At 71.1% G+C, this 15,553-nt stretch carries 16 protein-coding genes; 1 reads left to right on the top strand and 15 read right to left on the bottom strand.

The window, feature by feature from the left end; all coding sequences use genetic code 11:
• Nucleotides 1–2: 2 nt before the first annotated feature.
• Nucleotides 3–986 carry an aspartate carbamoyltransferase catalytic subunit gene (locus ACSHXC_RS31925; protein WP_189962230.1) on the bottom strand — a complete coding sequence of 328 codons (984 nt, stop codon included), beginning with the start codon at nucleotides 984–986 and terminating at the stop codon, nucleotides 3–5.
• A gap of 96 nt (nucleotides 987–1,082) precedes the next feature.
• On the bottom strand, nucleotides 1,083–1,685 hold the full coding sequence (pyrR, locus tag ACSHXC_RS31920; protein WP_189962229.1) for a bifunctional pyr operon transcriptional regulator/uracil phosphoribosyltransferase PyrR: 603 nt from the start codon (nucleotides 1,683–1,685) through the stop codon (nucleotides 1,083–1,085).
• A 295-nt stretch (nucleotides 1,686–1,980) separates the two neighbouring features.
• On the opposite strand from pyrR, the gene bldD reads away from it, so the two are divergent.
• Entirely contained in the window at nucleotides 1,981–2,481 is a 501-nt protein-coding gene (bldD, locus tag ACSHXC_RS31915) for a transcriptional regulator BldD (RefSeq protein ID WP_014044812.1), read from the top strand.
• Between the two features lie 156 nt (nucleotides 2,482–2,637).
• On the opposite strand, the gene nusB is transcribed toward bldD, so the two are convergent.
• The 13 genes from nusB to ACSHXC_RS31850 form a co-directional block, all read right to left on the bottom strand.
• Nucleotides 2,638–3,066 (bottom strand): transcription antitermination factor NusB, encoded by a 429-nt coding sequence (nusB, locus tag ACSHXC_RS31910; protein WP_189962228.1) that lies wholly within the window; start codon nucleotides 3,064–3,066, stop codon nucleotides 2,638–2,640.
• Between the two features lie 2 nt (nucleotides 3,067–3,068).
• Entirely contained in the window at nucleotides 3,069–3,635 is a 567-nt protein-coding gene (gene efp, locus ACSHXC_RS31905) for an elongation factor P (RefSeq protein WP_053724515.1), read from the bottom strand.
• Between the two features lie 69 nt (nucleotides 3,636–3,704).
• Nucleotides 3,705–4,811 (bottom strand): M24 family metallopeptidase, encoded by a 1,107-nt coding sequence (locus tag ACSHXC_RS31900; protein ID WP_438294845.1) that lies wholly within the window; start codon nucleotides 4,809–4,811, stop codon nucleotides 3,705–3,707.
• A gap of 62 nt (nucleotides 4,812–4,873) precedes the next feature.
• The gene (locus ACSHXC_RS31895) at nucleotides 4,874–5,827 is read right to left on the bottom strand and encodes a Pro-rich N-terminal domain-containing protein (RefSeq protein WP_438294844.1); all 954 of its coding nucleotides are present in this window, start codon (nucleotides 5,825–5,827) and stop codon (nucleotides 4,874–4,876) included.
• 131 nt (nucleotides 5,828–5,958) lie between these two features.
• Complete coding sequence (gene aroQ / locus ACSHXC_RS31890; protein WP_406509455.1) at nucleotides 5,959–6,408, bottom strand: type II 3-dehydroquinate dehydratase; 450 nt, start codon at nucleotides 6,406–6,408, stop codon at nucleotides 5,959–5,961.
• The gene (gene aroB, locus ACSHXC_RS31885; RefSeq protein WP_438294843.1) at nucleotides 6,405–7,499 is read right to left on the bottom strand and encodes a 3-dehydroquinate synthase; all 1,095 of its coding nucleotides are present in this window, start codon (nucleotides 7,497–7,499) and stop codon (nucleotides 6,405–6,407) included. The genes aroQ and aroB overlap by 4 nt, the downstream gene beginning before the upstream one ends.
• The gene (locus ACSHXC_RS31880; RefSeq protein ID WP_438294842.1) at nucleotides 7,496–8,014 is read right to left on the bottom strand and encodes a shikimate kinase; all 519 of its coding nucleotides are present in this window, start codon (nucleotides 8,012–8,014) and stop codon (nucleotides 7,496–7,498) included. Before ACSHXC_RS31880 ends, aroB begins: the two co-directional genes overlap by 4 nt.
• The gene (gene aroC / locus ACSHXC_RS31875) at nucleotides 8,011–9,195 is read right to left on the bottom strand and encodes a chorismate synthase (protein WP_438294841.1); all 1,185 of its coding nucleotides are present in this window, start codon (nucleotides 9,193–9,195) and stop codon (nucleotides 8,011–8,013) included. The genes ACSHXC_RS31880 and aroC overlap by 4 nt, the downstream gene beginning before the upstream one ends.
• Nucleotides 9,196–9,428: 233 nt before the next feature.
• Entirely contained in the window at nucleotides 9,429–10,271 is an 843-nt protein-coding gene (locus ACSHXC_RS31870; protein ID WP_438294840.1) for a shikimate dehydrogenase, read from the bottom strand.
• Complete coding sequence (gene mltG / locus ACSHXC_RS31865) at nucleotides 10,252–11,988, bottom strand: endolytic transglycosylase MltG (RefSeq protein WP_438294839.1); 1,737 nt, start codon at nucleotides 11,986–11,988, stop codon at nucleotides 10,252–10,254. Before mltG ends, ACSHXC_RS31870 begins: the two co-directional genes overlap by 20 nt.
• A 101-nt stretch (nucleotides 11,989–12,089) precedes the next feature.
• Nucleotides 12,090–12,554, bottom strand: coding sequence for a Holliday junction resolvase RuvX (gene ruvX, locus ACSHXC_RS31860; RefSeq protein WP_438294838.1), 465 nt, complete (start codon nucleotides 12,552–12,554; stop codon nucleotides 12,090–12,092).
• On the bottom strand, nucleotides 12,554–15,223 hold the full coding sequence (alaS, locus tag ACSHXC_RS31855; RefSeq protein ID WP_438294837.1) for an alanine--tRNA ligase: 2,670 nt from the start codon (nucleotides 15,221–15,223) through the stop codon (nucleotides 12,554–12,556). Before alaS ends, ruvX begins: the two co-directional genes overlap by 1 nt.
• Entirely contained in the window at nucleotides 15,223–15,552 is a 330-nt protein-coding gene (locus ACSHXC_RS31850; RefSeq protein WP_344376093.1) for a DUF6167 family protein, read from the bottom strand. The genes alaS and ACSHXC_RS31850 overlap by 1 nt, the downstream gene beginning before the upstream one ends.
• Nucleotide 15,553: the final 1 nt, after the last annotated feature.

The raw sequence follows: 15,553 nt of genomic DNA, 5'->3' as shown, positions 1-15,553 counted from the left end.
GGTTACTTGTTCTCCGAATCGGTGGGACGGGCGTGGCTGACGGCGGGCTCATTGCCGCCGAGCAGCAGGTACAGGACCGCCATGCGGGTGTGGACGCCGTTGGCGACCTGCTCGACGACCGTGCAGCGGTCGGAGTCGGCGACCTCGGCGGTGATCTCCATGCCGCGGACCATCGGGCCGGGGTGCATGACGATGCCGTGCTCCGGCATCTTGGCCATCCGGTCGCCGTCGAGCCCGTAGCGCCGCGAGTACTCGCGCTCGGTCGGGAAGAAGGCGGCGTTCATGCGTTCGCGCTGCACACGCAGCATCATCACCGCGTCGGACTTCGGCAGCACGGCGTCCAGGTCGTACGACACGTCGCAGGTCCAGTGCTCGACGCCGACCGGGAGCAGCGTCGGCGGGGCCACCAGGGTGACCTCGGCGCCCAGCGTGTGCAGCAGGTCGACGTTGGAGCGGGCCACCCGGCTGTGCAGCACGTCGCCGACGAGGGTGATGCGCTTGCCGGCCAGGTCCTGGCCGAGCGCGTCCTTGCCGACCAGGCGGCGGCGCATGGTGAACGCGTCGAGCAGCGCCTGGGTGGGGTGCTGGTGGGTGCCGTCGCCTGCGTTGATCACCGGCGCGTCGATCCAGCCGGAGGTGGCCAGGCGATAGGGGGCGCCGGACGCGCTGTGCCGGATGACGACGGCGTCGACGCCCATCGCCTCCAGGGTCTGCGCGGTGTCCTTCAGGGACTCGCCCTTGGAGACCGAGGAGCCCTTGGCGGCGAAGTTGATGACATCGGCCGACAGGCGCTTCTCGGCCGCCTCGAAGGAGATCCGGGTGCGGGTGGAGTCCTCGAAGAAGAGGTTGCAGATCGTCCGGCCGCGCAGCGCGGGGAGCTTCTTTATCGGCCGGTCGGAGACGCGGGCCATCTCCTCGGCGGTGTCGAGGACGAGGACGGCGTCGTCGCGGGTGAGGTCGGCGGCCGAGATGAGGTGACGCATCATCTGGGGGTTCTCCAGGTGTGGTGGAGGTTTGGGCATGCGGGCGCGCAGAAGCAGGCCGTACGGGTCCGGGTGGGCCGTACGGAGGTCGGGTGGGGCCTACTGCTCGCCGGCCGGGGCGGTCTGCTTGACACCGAGCAGCACGGCGTCGCGGCCGTCCTCCTCGGCGAGCTGGACCTTGACCGTCTCCCTCAGCGACGTGGGGAGGTTCTTGCCGACGTAGTCGGCGCGGATCGGGAGTTCGCGGTGGCCTCGGTCGACGAGGACCGCGAGCTGGACGGCGCGGGGGCGGCCGATGTCGCCGAGCGCGTCGAGGGCGGCGCGGATGGTGCGGCCGGAGAAGAGCACGTCGTCGACGAGGACGACCAGGCGGCCGTCGATGCCGTCGCCGGGGATCTCGGTGCGGCCGAGCGCACGGGCGGGCTTCATCCGCAGGTCGTCGCGGTACATGGTGATGTCGAGGGAGCCGACCGGGGTCTTGCGCCCGGTGATCTCCTCCAGCTTCACGGCGAGCCGCTCGGCGAGGAAGACGCCGCGGGTCGGAATGCCGAGGAGTACGACGTCGTCGGCGCCCTTGGCGCGTTCGACGATCTCGTGGGCGATACGGGTCAGGACGCGGGCGATGTCGGGGCCTTCGAGAACGGGCCGCGCCGCATCGGGGTGCGCCGGATCCTGCTGGTTCTGCGGGTGCTGCGTGTCCATATGAAACGGACCTCCTTCTCCGCCTCACGGGACGGACCTTAAAGGACGTCGGAATTGCGTCACCAACGGTACCAGGGGGCGGAAGGCGCCCGACACCGGGTCATCACCCGAACGGGTGAGTGCGCCCGACGAATCGCCGTGACCTGTAGGGCCCGGCCCACGCGGAGCCTGTCACTCCTCCGGGGCGAGGGTGTGGACCATTCGGCTTGACGCGGCCAAGTAACGCTGCGTAACCTCACAGTGAGTTACAGCCGCGCGGCGGAGCCGCACGTTGTCACAGCGTCCGGGGAGCTATATGTCCAGCGAATACGCAAAACAGCTCGGGGCCAAGCTCCGCGCCATCCGCACCCAGCAGGGCCTCTCCCTCCACGGTGTGGAGGAGAAGTCCCAGGGCCGCTGGAAGGCCGTCGTGGTCGGCTCGTACGAGCGCGGCGACCGTGCCGTGACCGTACAGCGCCTTGCCGAGCTGGCGGACTTCTACGGCGTTCCGGTGCAGGAGCTGCTGCCGGGCACCACGCCGGGCGGGGCCGCCGAGCCGCCGCCGAAGCTGGTTCTCGACCTTGAGCGCCTCGCGCACGTCCCGCCGGAGAAGGCGGGCCCGCTGCAGCGTTACGCGGCGACCATCCAGTCGCAGCGCGGCGACTACAACGGCAAGGTCCTCTCGATCCGCCAGGACGACCTGCGCACCCTCGCCGTGATCTACGACCAGTCGCCCTCGGTGCTGACCGAGCAGCTGATCAGCTGGGGCGTCCTGGACGCCGACGCGCGCCGCGCGGTCGCCCACGAAGAGGGCTGACGCCCCTTCAGCAGAAACGTGCCGTCGGGCCCGGTGGGAGCACTCCGCTCCCACCGGGCCCGACGGCGTTTGCGTACGCGGTCGCGCGAACACGCCGAAGGGCCCGCAGCACACGTGGTGCTGCGGGCCCTTCGTGGGCCTCGTCCCCGCCGGAGGCTAGTCGCGGCGCAGGCTCGGCTTGAGGTCCTTGAAACGGGCGAGCAGCCCGTTCACGAAGGCCGGCGAGTCGTCCGTGGAGAACTCCTTCGCCAGCTGGACGGCCTCGTCGATGACGACCGCGTCGGGCGTCTCGTCCTCCCAGACGAGCTCGTACGCGCCGAGCCGCAGGATGTTCCGGTCGACGACCGGCATCCGGTCGAGCGTCCAGCCCACCGCGTACGTGGAGATCAGGTCGTCGATGCGGTCCACGTGACCCGCGTATCCCTCGACGAGCTGCATCGTGTACTCGGCGACCGGCGGCTGACGGTCGTCGGACCGCGAGTGCCGCACCCAGTCCGCGAGGACCGTCTGCACGGACTCACCGCGCTGGTCTGCCTCGAAGAGGATCTGGAAGGCGCGCTTGCGGGCCTTGTTCCGGGCAGCCACGGTTAGCTGTTCACCCGGCCGAGGTAGTCGCCGGTGCGGGTGTCGACCTTGATCTTCTCACCGGTGGTGATGAAGAGCGGGACGCCGATCTCGTAACCGGTCTCCAGGGTGGCCGGCTTGGTGCCGCCGGTGGAGCGGTCGCCCTGGACGCCCGGGTCGGTGTGCTGGATGACCAGCTCGACGGCGGCGGGGAGCTCGACGTAGAGCACCTCGCCCTCGTGCTGCGCGACCGAGGCGGTGAAGCCCTCGATCAGGAAGTTGGCGGCGTCGCCGACAGCCTTGCGGTCGACCATCAGCTGGTCGTACGTGTCCATGTCCATGAAGACGAAGTACTCGCCGTCCATGTACGAGAACTGCATGTCGCGGCGGTCGATGGTGGCCGTCTCGACCTTCACACCGGCGTTGAAGGTCTTGTCGACCACCTTGCCGGAGAGCACGTTCTTGAGCTTGGTGCGCACGAAGGCCGGGCCCTTGCCGGGCTTGACGTGCTGGAACTCGACGACGGACCAGAGCTGGCCTCCGTCGAGCTTGAGCACCAGGCCGTTCTTGAGGTCGTTCGTGGAAGCCACGGTTGCGGAATCTCCTGGACTGAAAGCTGGTGGACGACCGAGGGTACGTACACGGGGCACGTACGCGTGCTAGAGCGCTAGCAGCTCCTTGGTCGTGATGGTGAGTAGCTCGGGGCCGCCGTCCGCCTCGGGGCGTACGACGAGCGTGTCATCGATCCGGACGCCGCCCCGGCCCGGGAGGTGGACCCCCGGTTCGACGGTGACCGGCACGCAAGTCTCCAGTTTACCCATGGCTCCAGGTGCGAGCTGCGGCTCCTCGTCGATTTCGATCCCGACGCCGTGTCCGGTGAGCGGCCCGAAGGCCTCGGCGTGGCCCGCGGAGTCCAGCACCTGGCGGGCTGCGCGGTCCACCGCGCGGTACTCGGCGCCCGGTACGAGGGCCTCCCGGCCGGCCCGCTGGGCTGCGAAAACGGCGTCGTACAGCTCGATCTGCCAGTCGGCCGGGGTGGTGCCGATCACGAAGGTACGGCCGATCTCGCAGCGGTAGCCGCGGTAGGTGGCACCCAGGCAGACCGAGAGGAAGTCGCCCTCCTCGACCCGGCGGTCGGCCGGGCGGTGGCCGGCCCGGCCGGAGTTGGGGCCGGTGCCGACCGAGGTCATGAAGGCGGGCCCGTCCGCGCCGTGGTCGACCAGACGCCGCTCCAGTTCGAGCGCGAGGTGGCGCTCGGTGCGGCCCACCAGGATCGACTCCAGGAGCTCGCCCAGGGCCTGGTCGGTGATCTCGGCGGCGATGCGCAGACAGGCGATCTCGTCCTCGTCCTTGACCAGGCGGCGCTGCTCGACGGCGCCGCCCAGGTCGCTCAGGAGCAGCCGGGGCGCCACCGAGCCGAGCGCGCGGTGGCGGGCCACCGACAGGTGGTGCTCCTCGACGGCCAGCGAGTCGGCGCCGCTGGTCTGGGCGAGGTCGGCGGCCGCTACGGCCGGGTCGCCGCCGGGGGCGGGCAGCACGGTGAGCCGGAGCTGCTCGTCCAGGTGCCCCTCGATCAGGTCGCCCGACGGCGTGCGCGGGCACAGCAGTACGTCCTCGGCCGGGCCCACGAGCAGGACCGCACCGGGCGGGGCGCCGCCCGCGAGGTAGCGGACGTTGGCCGGGCGGGAGACCAGGGCGGCCGCGCTGCCTGCGGCCGCGCAGCGGTCCCGCAGCCAGCCGCGGCGGACCGCGAACACCTCTGACATGCCCCGAGCGTATGAGCGGGGGCGGGAGTTGGCTGATTCTGCGCGTCCGACCGGGGGCCCGGTTACCAGCTCGGCGGGCTCGCGATCGTTCTGGCCAGGACGTCGTCCAGGAGGCGGGCCGTGGTGGGCACGTCGTACTGGGAGTTGTCGATGATCGGCAGGCCCGAGCCGTACCAGCCGGCCATGCGGCCGTGGATGCCGGCGACCTCCTCGTCCGAGAGGCGGCGGTTGCCGCTGCGCTCCGCGTTGCGCTCCAGGACCACTTCGAGGCCCGGCAGGAGCACGACCGGGAGCAGCCCGGGGCCCACGTGCCGCTTCCAGCCGCCGAGGCCGACGACCGGCCGGTCGGGGAAGACCGCGTCGTCGAGGATGCAGGAGATGCCGTTGGCCAGGAAGTTGCGCGCGGCGAAGCCGCAGGTGCGGCGGGCCAGGCGGTACTGGGCCTCGGAGTGGTCGTTCCAGCCCGACTGGGGGTCGGCGAACCCCGAGCACACCCATTCGCGTACGTCGTCGAGGCTGATGTGCGCGGTGGGCACCCGGCGGTGCTGCGCCCAGTACCGGGCCACGGTCGTCTTGCCGGCTCCCGCGGGGCCGATGAGGAGCACCGCGAGCGTGGTGGCGCCGGTCCCCTCGGGCGCCTGCGGTATCGGTACCGGCCCGCCGGGCGGCAGTGCGACGTGCCCGGTGGTGTCCCGGGACGGCGGCCGCGCCGAGGCGTGCTGCGGGGCGGGCCCGTGCCAGCCCTGGCCGGCCGGCTGCTGGCTGCCCGCCGTGTGCGGGGCTCCGGGGTGGTGGGCCGGGGCGGGCGGCGACTGGGGGTGGGCCGGGAGCTGGGCGGTCGCGGGCCCGGAGCCGGGCGGGGGCCCGGGCTTGTAGGGCGGGGCGCCCGGTGCGGGCGGGGGCGCGCCGGGGCGCAGCGGAGCCGTCGCCTCCGGCTCGATCGGCTGGGCCCAGTCGTGCGGGGGCTGCCCCGGGGCGTGGGGCGGCGGCAGTGGAGCCCCCCCTGCGTGCTGCATCCGGTGCCACTCCGTCTCGTACAGGCAACTGGCGCTGGTCGGGCGCCCGTCGGTGTGGGGCGGCCCGGTGCAGAACCGTACCTCTCCCGGCCGCCACAGTGTGAACGGCCGGGGAGCGGCAACAGTGCCCGTCAGCCGAGTTCGTCGGCCAGTTCGTCGGCGAGCGCGCGCAGCGCCAGGCGGTAGGAGCCGATACCGAAGCCCGCGACGGTGCCGGTGGCGACGGGTGCGATCACCGAGGTGTGGCGGAATTGCTCACGGGCGTACGGGTTCGAGATGTGGACCTCGATGAGCGGCGCGGTCCGCTGGGCGGCCGCGTCGCGCATTCCGTACGAATAGTGAGTGAAGGCGCCCGGGTTGATGACGACCGGAATCCGGCCGTCCGCAGCCTCGTGCAGCCAGCGGATGAGCTCGCCCTCGTCGTTGGTCTCGCGGACCGAGACCTCGAAGCCGAGCTCCTTGCCGAGCGCCTCGCAGACCTCGACGAGGCCGGCGTAGGTGGTGGCGCCGTACACGTCGGGCTCGCGCGAGCCGAGGCGGCCCAGGTTGGGGCCGTTGAGGACGAACACTCGCCGGGTCATGCGGAGACCTCGCCGTAGGCGGCGAGCAGCACCGACGGGTCGGGGCCCTCCAGGACGGTCGGCTTGGCGAGGCCGTCCAGGACGATGAAGCGCAGCAGGTTGCCGCGGGACTTCTTGTCCAGCTTCATGTTCTCCAAGAGCTTGGGCCACTGGTCGCCGCGGTAGGTGAGCGGCAGGCCGACGGACTCCAGGATCGCGCTGTGCCGGTCGGCGGTCGCGTCGTCCAACCGGCCCGCCAGACGGCCGAGTTCTGCCGCGAAGACCATGCCGACGGAGACGGCCGCGCCGTGCCGCCACTTGTAGCGCTCGTTCTTCTCGATGGCGTGGGCCAGGGTGTGGCCGTAGTTGAGGATCTCGCGCAGGCCCGATTCCTTCAGGTCGTTGGAGACCACTTCGGCCTTGACCCGGATGGAGCGCTCGATGAGCTCGGCGGTGTGCGGGCCCTCGGGGGTGCGGGCGCCGGCCGGGTCGGACTCGATGAGGTCGAGGATGACCGGGTCGGCGATGAAGCCGGTCTTGATGACCTCGGCCATGCCCGACACGTAGTCGTTGACCGGCAGCGAGTCGAGCGCGGCCAGGTCACACAGGACGCCGACGGGCGGGTGGAACGAGCCGACCAGGTTCTTGCCCTCGGCGGTGTTGATGCCGGTCTTGCCGCCGACGGCCGCGTCCACCATGCCGAGCACGGTGGTCGGCACCGAGATCCAGCGCACCCCGCGCAGCCAGGTCGCGGCGACGAAGCCGGCCAGGTCGGTGGTGGCGCCGCCGCCCACGCCGATGACGACGTCGGTGCGGGTGAAGCCGGACTGGCCGAGCGCCTTCCAGCAGTAGGCGGCGACCTCGGCGGTCTTGGCCTCCTCGGCGTTCGGCACCTGGATGGCGACGGCCTCGTAGCCCTCGGCGGCAAGGTCCTCGCGGATCGCGTCACCGGTCCCGGCCAGGGCCTCGGGGTGGATGATCGCGACCCGCTCGGCCCGGTCGCCGATGAGTCCGGCCAGTTCGCCCAGCAGGTTGCGGCCGACGAGCACTTCGTATGGATCCGTCCCGGCAGTGCCGCCGACCTGGATCCGGGTGGGTGCCTGCTCCGTCATGCGTCCTTCAACTCCAGTGCGTCGAGGACCGCCTGGGCGACCTCTTCGGGGGTGCGGTCGTCGGTCGCGACGACCGCACGGGCGACTTCGGTGTAGAGATGGCGCCGCGCGTCCATCAACTCGCGCCACTGCCGCCGCGGGTTGACCGCGAGCAGCGGGCGGGCGGTGTTCAGGCCGACGCGCTTGACCGCCTCCTCGACGTCCATCGAGAGATAGACGACGGGGTGCGGCGCGAGCAGCGCGCGGGTGCCCTCATCCAGGATCGCGCCGCCGCCGAGGGCGAGGACGCCCGTGTGCTCGGCGAGCGCGACGCGTACCGACTCCCGCTCCAGGGCGCGGAAGTGCGGCTCGCCGTCCTCGATGAAGATGTCGGAGATCGCGCGGCCCTCGGCGGCCACGATGTCGGCGTCGGTGTCCCGGTAGGGCGCGCCGAGCCGCTCGGCGAGCAGCGCGCCCACGGTGGATTTGCCCGAGCCCATCGGCCCGACCAGGACGACCAGCGGTCCGCTGCTCACCGGATCTGCAGGTGGTCGAGGTAGGACTCGACGTTGCGGCGGGTCTCCGGCACGCTGTCGCCGCCGAACTTCTCGGCGACGGCGTCCGCGAGGACGAGCGCGACCATGGCCTCGGCGACGATGCCCGCGGCCGGCACGGCGCACACGTCGGAGCGCTGGTGATGGGCCTTGGCGGCCTCACCGGTGGCGACATCAATGGTGGCGAGCGCACGCGGCACGGTGGCGATGGGCTTCATCGCGGCCCGCACCCGCAGCAGTTCACCGGTGGTCAGACCGCCCTCGGTACCGCCGGAGCGGCCGGAGGTGCGCCTGACGCCCTCGGCGGTGTTCACGATCTCGTCGTGCGCCTTGGAGCCGGGCACCCGGGCCAGCTCGAAGCCGTCGCCGACCTCGACGCCCTTGATCGCCTGGATGCCCATGAGGGCGGCGGCGAGCCGGGCGTCCAGACGGCGGTCCCAGTGCACGTGCGAGCCCAGGCCCACCGGCACTCCGTAGGCGAGCACCTCGACGACCCCGCCGAGGGTGTCGCCGTCCTTGTGGGCCTGGTCGATCTCGGCGACCATCGCCTTGGAGGCGTCCGCGTCCAGGCAGCGCACCGGGTCGGCGTCCAGCCTCTCGACATCGGCGGGGGTCGGGTAGACGCCGTACGGGGCCTTGGCCGCGGCCAGCTCCACCACGTGGCTGACGATCTCGATGCCGGCCGTCTCCTTCAGGTAGGAGCGGGCCACCGCGCCGAGGGCCACGCGGGCCGCGGTCTCCCGGGCGCTGGCGCGCTCCAGGATCGGCCGGGCCTCGTCGAAGCCGTACTTCTGCATGCCTGCGAGGTCGGCGTGGCCGGGCCTCGGGCGGGTCAGCGGGGCATTGCGGGCCAGCTCGGCGAGGATCTCCGGGGCCACGGGATCAGCCGACATGACCTGCTCCCACTTGGGCCACTCGGTGTTCCCCACCATGATCGCGATCGGCGAGCCCATCGACAGGCCGTGCCGCACACCGCCGAGGAAGGTCACCTCGTCACGCTCGAACTTCATGCGGGCGCCGCGCCCATAGCCGAGCCTCCGCCGGGCCAGGTGGTCCGCCACCAGCTCGGTGGTGATCGGCACGCCGGCGGGAAGACCCTCCAGCGTCGCGACAAGTGCGGGTCCGTGGGACTCCCCAGCGGTCAGCCAGCGCAACCTGCTCAACGGTGCTCCTCGTTGCTCGCGCGTCGTGGTCACTACAGCGGCGCGGCCGGGGTGCGCGGCCCTGGCCCGCCACCACTGATCCTCCCACGTCCCGGATGGTGGGCCGGGCCCCGGTCCAGCAAGCGGACGGTGACGTGGCCGAGTGCGGGCCGGATCCGGGCTGGTCACGCAGTTCCCCCGCGCCCCTGTAGGCAGGGCACTCCTTACAAGGGAGGCTCAAGCACAAGGAAGGCTCAGCGTTGGGCCAGCGCCGCCTCGCCGGCCTTGCGCATGGCTTCCAGGGGGGCCGTGTCGCAGCCCGTCATCTGCTCGACCTGGAGCACCGCCTGGTGCACGAGGAGGTCGAGCCCGCCGACGACCGCTCCCCCGCGCCCCGACCAGGCGGCCGCGAGCGCGGTCGGCCAGGGCTCGTACAGCACGTCGAAGAGGGTGCCGGGCCGCTCGGGGACGGCCGCGGCCAGGGCGTCGGTGGTGCCGGCCGGGGTGGTGGCGATGACGAGCGGCGCCTCGAAGGCGTCCGCCGCCCGCGACCAGTCGGCGGTGCGGACGTCGACGCCGAGCCGTTCGCCCCAGCCGCGCATCTCGGCGGCCCGGGCCTCGGAGCGTACGTACGCCGTGACCGGCCCCGTGCAGATCCGGGCGAGCGCGGCGAGGGCCGAGGAAGCGGTCGCGCCCGCGCCGAGGACGGCGGCGGACTCGACCCGGGTCACTCCGCGCTCGCCCAGTGCCGCGATGATGCCGGGGATGTCGGTGTTGTCGCCGAGGCGGCGGCCGTCGTCCGTGAAGACGACGGTGTTGACCGCCTCGACCGAGGCCGCCGTCGCGCTCACCGCGTCGAGCAGCGGGATGACCGCCCGCTTCAGCGGCATCGTGAGGGACAGGCCCGCCCAGGACGTGTCGAGCCCCGCGAAGAAGCCGGAAAGGCCCGCCTCGTCGACCTCGAACCGGTCGTAGGACCAGTGGCCGAGGCCGAGTTCGGCGTACGCGGCCCGGTGCAGGACCGGGGAGAGCGAGTGTGCGATGGGCGACCCGAGCACGGCCGCCCGCCGCGCGCCCTCACTGGCCGGACTGGGCATTGAACTCTTCCTTCAGCTTGTTGAACTCGGCCAGCGTCTTGGCGAATTCGGTCTTGTGCATGCCGTCCGTGGCGACGAAGTACATCCAGCCGTCCTTCGTCGGGTCCAGCGCGGCGGCCAGCGCGTCGGTGCCGGGGTTGCCGATCGGCCCGGGGGTCAGGCCCTTCCACTTGTAGGTGTTGTACGGGTCCGGGTTGCTGTTGATCTCGCCGAGACCGATCTTGATGTTGCTCTTGCCCGTGAGGTAGTTGTACGCCGAGTCGAACTGGAGCTTCTGGTTGGTCTGGGTGTTGTCGGGCTTGAGGCGGTTGTAGACGACCTCGGCCATCTTGCGGAAGTCGTCGTGCGTCTTGCCCTCCGCCTGCACGAGGCTGGCCACGGTGATGAGCTGCCAGGGGCCGTCCAGGTTGAGCTTCTTGGCCTCGGCGGCCAGGTCCTGCTTGCCGTACTCGGAGCTGGCCCGGTTGACCATCTTCTTCAGGACGTCCTCGGGCTTCATGCCCTTGGCGACCGGGTAGCTCGCCGGGTAGAGGAATCCTTCCAGCGGGTCCTTGACGTTCTTGTGGCCCTTGGCCCAGTCGGGCAGGCCCATGCTGCCGGCGTTCTTGACCGCGATGTCCTTGGTCGTGCCCGCGGGCAGGCCGAGCCGGGTGTCGATCTCCCCGTAGACCCAGGAGTTGCGTTTGCCTTCGGGAATGATGAGGGAGTTGCGGCTGCTCGGATTGAGCATGAGCTTGACCGCGTTGGCCGCGGACATGCCCTTCTTCAACGTGTAGGCGCCGGCCTGGATCGTCTTGCCCTTGGGATCGTCGTTCTGGGCCTGGACGAAGGCGTCGATGCTCTTGACGACACCGGCCTGCTTGAGGAGCTGGCCGATCTCGGAGCCGCCCGCGCCCGTCGGGATCTCGACGGTGACGGTCTCGCTGGTGCCCTCACCTGCGTAGTCGGGGGCCGCCCCGAATTTCTTCTGGTAGAAGTCGTAGCCCACATAGCCGACGCCACCGACGCCGACGGCGAAGATCACCGCGAGGACGAGGCAGGCGCGCCCGCTCTTGCCCTTCTTCTTGGTCTTGCCGCGCCGGTCGCGGCCACCGCCGCCTCCCTTGCCGCGGCGGGACTCGCGCGGCTCGTCGTCTTCGCGTTCGCCATCGTCGGCCCCGGTGAAGAACGGGTGGTTCTCCTCCTGCGGCTCGGCGTCCCACTCACCGCCCTGCTCCGGCACCTCGGGCACGGTGGGTGCCTGGCGCTGGCCGGGCGGCTGCGGCGGCGGATACGCCTCGGGGGTGCCGTAGAGGTCGTTGCCCTCGCCGGCGTAGCCGTTGTTGTACGGATCGGGCTGCTGGCCCGCGTACGGCATGGCGGCCTGCTGGCCCGTGGTGTCCCAGCCCCCGCCCCCGCCCCCGCCCCCGTTGAAATGCTGGGGCTGGGAGGGCTGTGCCGCGTACTGCTGCTGCGGGTAGCCCTGCTGGGGCTGTTCGACGTAGCCCTGCTGGAGCTGCTGCTCGGCGTACTGCGGCTGCGGCGCGTACGGGCCCTGCGGCTGCTGCGGGTAGTACTGCTGCTGAGGTTGCTGCTGGTACTGCTGCTGCGGCTGCTGCTCGGGGCCGTACGGAGCCTGACCGGAGGCAGCCTGCTGCGCTCCCCACCCCTGGTCCCCGTAGAGGGGATCCTCTGGGTGCCACGGTTCGGAGCCTGCGCCCCGGCCATACTCAGTCATCGGTCCCCTAGAGCCGCGAGGCATCCGGACGGTCCGCCTCTTTTACTGTGCGGCGACTGTTCGAATGCCTCCGCATCGGCCGGAACGTTACCGTATCGCGATCAGATAACCACTTCGACGCCTTCGCCGGGAGGGTTGCCCGACACCCGTTCGGCTTCAAGCGCGTTCTGAAGGATGATCACGGCGGCTGCCTGATCGATGACGGAACGCCCCTTCTTGGACTTCACGCCGGAGGCGCGCAGCCCCTGGCTCGCGGTGACCGTCGTCATCCGTTCGTCGACGAGCCGCACCCCGACCGGGGCGATGCGGCGCGCCAACTCCTGGGTGAACACACGGACTTTGGCCGCCGCCGGGCCCTCGCCCCCGTTGAGGGAGCGGGGCAGTCCGACGACCACCTCGATCGGCTCGTACTCCTCGACGAGCTGCCGCAACCGCCGGTGGGCGGCCGGGACATCGCGTCCCGGCACGGTCTCCACCGGCGTGGCGAGCACCCCGTCGGGGTCGCACGAGGCGACCCCGATCCGGGCGTCTCCGACATCGATCGCCAGTCGGCGTCCTCGTCGCATCAGGCGGTCTCAGCTACCTGGCGCTCGACGGCATCGATCGCGTCGCCGATCGCGTCCGGGTTCTGGCCGCCGCCCTGGGCGACGTCCGGCTTGCCGCCCCCGCCGCCGCCGAGGGTCTTGGCGGCGGTGCGGACCAGCTCGCCGGCCTTGAGACCGCGCTCGCGGGCCGCCTCGTTGGTGGCGATGACGGTCACCGGGCGGCCGTTGGCCGTGGTGAACAGCGCGACGACGGCAGGGCGGTCACCCGGGATGCGGCCGCGCACGTCCAGGACCAGCTTGCGCAGGTCGTCGGCGGACGTGCCGTCCGGCACCTGACCGGTGACCAGCGCGGTGCCGCGCACGTCCTTGGCGGAGTCGACGAGACCGGCGGCGGCCTGCAGCACCTTCTCCGCGCGGAACTTCTCGATCTCCTTCTCGGCGTCCTTCAGCTTGCCGAGCATGGAGGAGATCTTCTCCGGCAGCTCCTCGGGACGGCCCTTGACCAGCTCCTGGAGCTGGGCGACGACCGTGTGCTCACGGGCCAGGAAGTTGTACGCGTCCACGCCGACCAGCGCCTCGATGCGGCGCACGCCCGAGCCGATGGACGACTCGCCGAGCAGCTTCACCAGGCCCAGCTGGGCGGTGTTGTGGACGTGGGTGCCGCCGCACAGCTCCTTGGAGAAGTCGCCGATGGTGACGACGCGGACCCGCTCGCCGTACTTCTCGCCGAACTCGGCGATGGCGCCCTGCTTCTTGGCCTCGTCGATCGACATGACCTCGGCCTGCACGTCGAGTTCGCGCGAGAGCACGTCGTTGATCTTCTGCTCGACGTCGGTGAGGACCGTGCCGGGAACGGCGTTCGGCGAACCGAAGTCGAAGCGGAAGCGGCCCGGCGAGTTCTCGGAGCCGGCCTGGGCGGCCGTCGGGCCGAGCGCGTCGCGCAGCGCCTGGTGGGTGAGGTGCGTAGCGGAGTGGGCGCGGGCGATCGCGCGGCGGCGCTTGGTGTCGATGGCGGCGTACGCGGACGCGCCGACCGTCACCTCGCCGACCTGGACGACACCCTTGTGCACGTGGACGCCGGGCACCGGCTTCTGCACATCGCGGATCTCGATGACCGCGCCGGTGTCGAGCTTGATCCGGCCCTGGTCGGCGAGCTGACCGCCGCCCTCGGCGTAGAAGGGGGTGCGGTCGAGGACGACCTCGACCTCGTCGCCCTCGGTGGCGGCGGGCGAGGGCACGCCGTCGACGAGCAGGCCGACGATGGTCGACTCGTTCTCGGTGGAGCTGTAGCCGGTGAAGTCGGTCTCGCCGGAGGCGTCGGCCACCTCGCGGTAGGCGGACAGGTCGGCGTGGCCGGTCTTCTTGGCGCGGGCGTCGGCCTTGGCCTGGTCGCGCTGCTGCTTCATCAGGCGGCGGAAGCCGTCCTCGTCCACGGCCAGGCCCTGTTCGGCGGCCATCTCCAGGGTGAGGTCGATCGGGAAGCCCCAGGTGTCGTGGAGCAGGAACGCCTTGTCGCCGGCCAGGACCGTGCCACCGGTGGCCTTGGTCTCGGTGATGGCGGTGTCCAGGATGTTGGTGCCGCCGCGCAGCGCCTTGAGGAAGGCGGCCTCCTCGGCGAGGGCGACCGTCTCGATGCGCTTGCGGTCGGTGACGAGCTCCGGGTACTGCTGGCCCATCGTCTTGATGACGACGTCGATCAGGTCCTGGACGACCGGGCCGGTGGCGCCCATGAGGCGCATGTTGCGGATGGCGCGGCGCATGATGCGGCGCAGCACATAGCCGCGGCCCTCGTTGCCCGGGGTCACACCGTCGCCGATGAGCATCACGGACGTACGGATGTGGTCGGCGACGACACGCATCGAGACGTCGGACTCGTGCTTGTCGCCGTAGCGCACGCCCGTCAGCTCGGTGGCCTTGTCCATGACGACGCGCAGGGTGTCGGTCTCGTACATGTTCTGCACGCCCTGCAGGATCATCGCGAGGCGTTCGAGACCGAGGCCGGTGTCGATGTTCTTGGAGGGCAGGTCGCCGAGGATCGGGAAGTCCTCCTTGTTCTCCCCGGCGCCGCGCTCGTACTGCATGAAGACCAGGTTCCAGATCTCCACGTACCGCTCGTCGTTGACGGCCGGGCCGCCCTCGACGCCGAATTCGGGGCCGCGGTCGTAGTTGATCTCGGAGCAGGGGCCGCACGGTCCGGGCACGCCCATGGACCAGAAGTTGTCCTTCTTGCCCAGGCGCTGGATGCGCTCCTTCGGCACACCGACGACCTCGTGCCAGATGCGCTCGGCCTCGTCGTCGTCGAGGTAGACCGTGATCCAGAGCTTCTCGGGCTCCAGGCCGTAGCCACCGTCCGCCACGGAGCTGGTGAGCAGCTCCCAGGCGTACTTGATGGCGCCTTCCTTGAAGTAGTCCCCGAAGGAGAAGTTGCCGCACATCTGGAAGAACGTGCCGTGCCGGGTGGTCTTGCCGACCTCTTCGATGTCCGGCGTACGCACGCACTTCTGCACGCTGGTGGCGCGCGGCGCGGGCGGCTTGGTCTCACCGAGGAAGTACGGCTTGAAGGGGACCATGCCCGCGTTGACGAGCAGCAGAGTCGGGTCGTCCGCGATGAGCGACGCCGAAGGGACGACGGTGTGCCCGCGCTCCTCGAAGAAGCTCAGCCAGCGGCGGCGAATCTCGGCCGACTCCATCAGTGGTCCTCATTCCGGTTGTACGAATGCTTGGGGTACTGCTGTTGTGTGGTCTCGATGGCGACGAGGCGGCGCTGCGCGGGAAGTTCGCGCGGCGGCTCGCTCTCGCCGATGCCCAGGACGTCGTTGAGCTCGGCCTCGCGCTGCGCCATGCCGGACTTGATGTCGAGGGCGAAGTCCTTGAGCCGGTGGCCGGCTTCGACCGCCTTGTCGGCGGTGCGCGCGGCCAGGCTCTCCGGGGTGAGCTGTTTCAGCTTCCGGTTCACCTTGGTGGTGGCCCAGACTCCGGCGGCCGCGCCCGCGGTGAACCAGAACGTACGGCGGAACATC

The sequence above is a fragment of the Streptomyces sp. HUAS TT7 genome (assembly GCF_051550175.1).
Lineage (GTDB): Bacteria > Actinomycetota > Actinomycetes > Streptomycetales > Streptomycetaceae > Streptomyces.
Note: the sequence above shows the minus strand (reverse complement) of the source record. Positions and strands in the feature narration are given on the sequence as shown.

Bases quoted from the DNA above. Each gene is read 5' to 3' on its own strand.
- ACSHXC_RS31925 (WP_189962230.1), bottom strand. From the start codon at position 986: ATGATGCGTCACCTCATCTCGGCCGCCGACCTCACCCGCGACGACGCC.
- pyrR (WP_189962229.1), bottom strand. From the start codon at position 1,685: ATGGACACGCAGCACCCGCAGAACCAGCAGGATCCGGCGCACCCCGAT.
- bldD (WP_014044812.1), top strand. From the start codon at position 1,981: ATGTCCAGCGAATACGCAAAACAGCTCGGGGCCAAGCTCCGCGCCATC.
- ACSHXC_RS31900 (WP_438294845.1), bottom strand. From the start codon at position 4,811: ATGTCAGAGGTGTTCGCGGTCCGCCGCGGCTGGCTGCGGGACCGCTGC.
- ACSHXC_RS31895 (WP_438294844.1), bottom strand. From the start codon at position 5,827: ATGCAGCACGCAGGGGGGGCTCCACTGCCGCCGCCCCACGCCCCGGGG.
- aroQ (WP_406509455.1), bottom strand. From the start codon at position 6,408: ATGACCCGGCGAGTGTTCGTCCTCAACGGCCCCAACCTGGGCCGCCTC.
- aroB (WP_438294843.1), bottom strand. From the start codon at position 7,499: ATGACGGAGCAGGCACCCACCCGGATCCAGGTCGGCGGCACTGCCGGG.
- ACSHXC_RS31870 (WP_438294840.1), bottom strand. From the start codon at position 10,271: ATGCCCAGTCCGGCCAGTGAGGGCGCGCGGCGGGCGGCCGTGCTCGGG.
- mltG (WP_438294839.1), bottom strand. From the start codon at position 11,988: ATGACTGAGTATGGCCGGGGCGCAGGCTCCGAACCGTGGCACCCAGAG.
- ruvX (WP_438294838.1), bottom strand. From the start codon at position 12,554: ATGCGACGAGGACGCCGACTGGCGATCGATGTCGGAGACGCCCGGATC.
- alaS (WP_438294837.1), bottom strand. From the start codon at position 15,223: ATGGAGTCGGCCGAGATTCGCCGCCGCTGGCTGAGCTTCTTCGAGGAG.
- ACSHXC_RS31850 (WP_344376093.1), bottom strand. From the start codon at position 15,552: ATGTTCCGCCGTACGTTCTGGTTCACCGCGGGCGCGGCCGCCGGAGTC.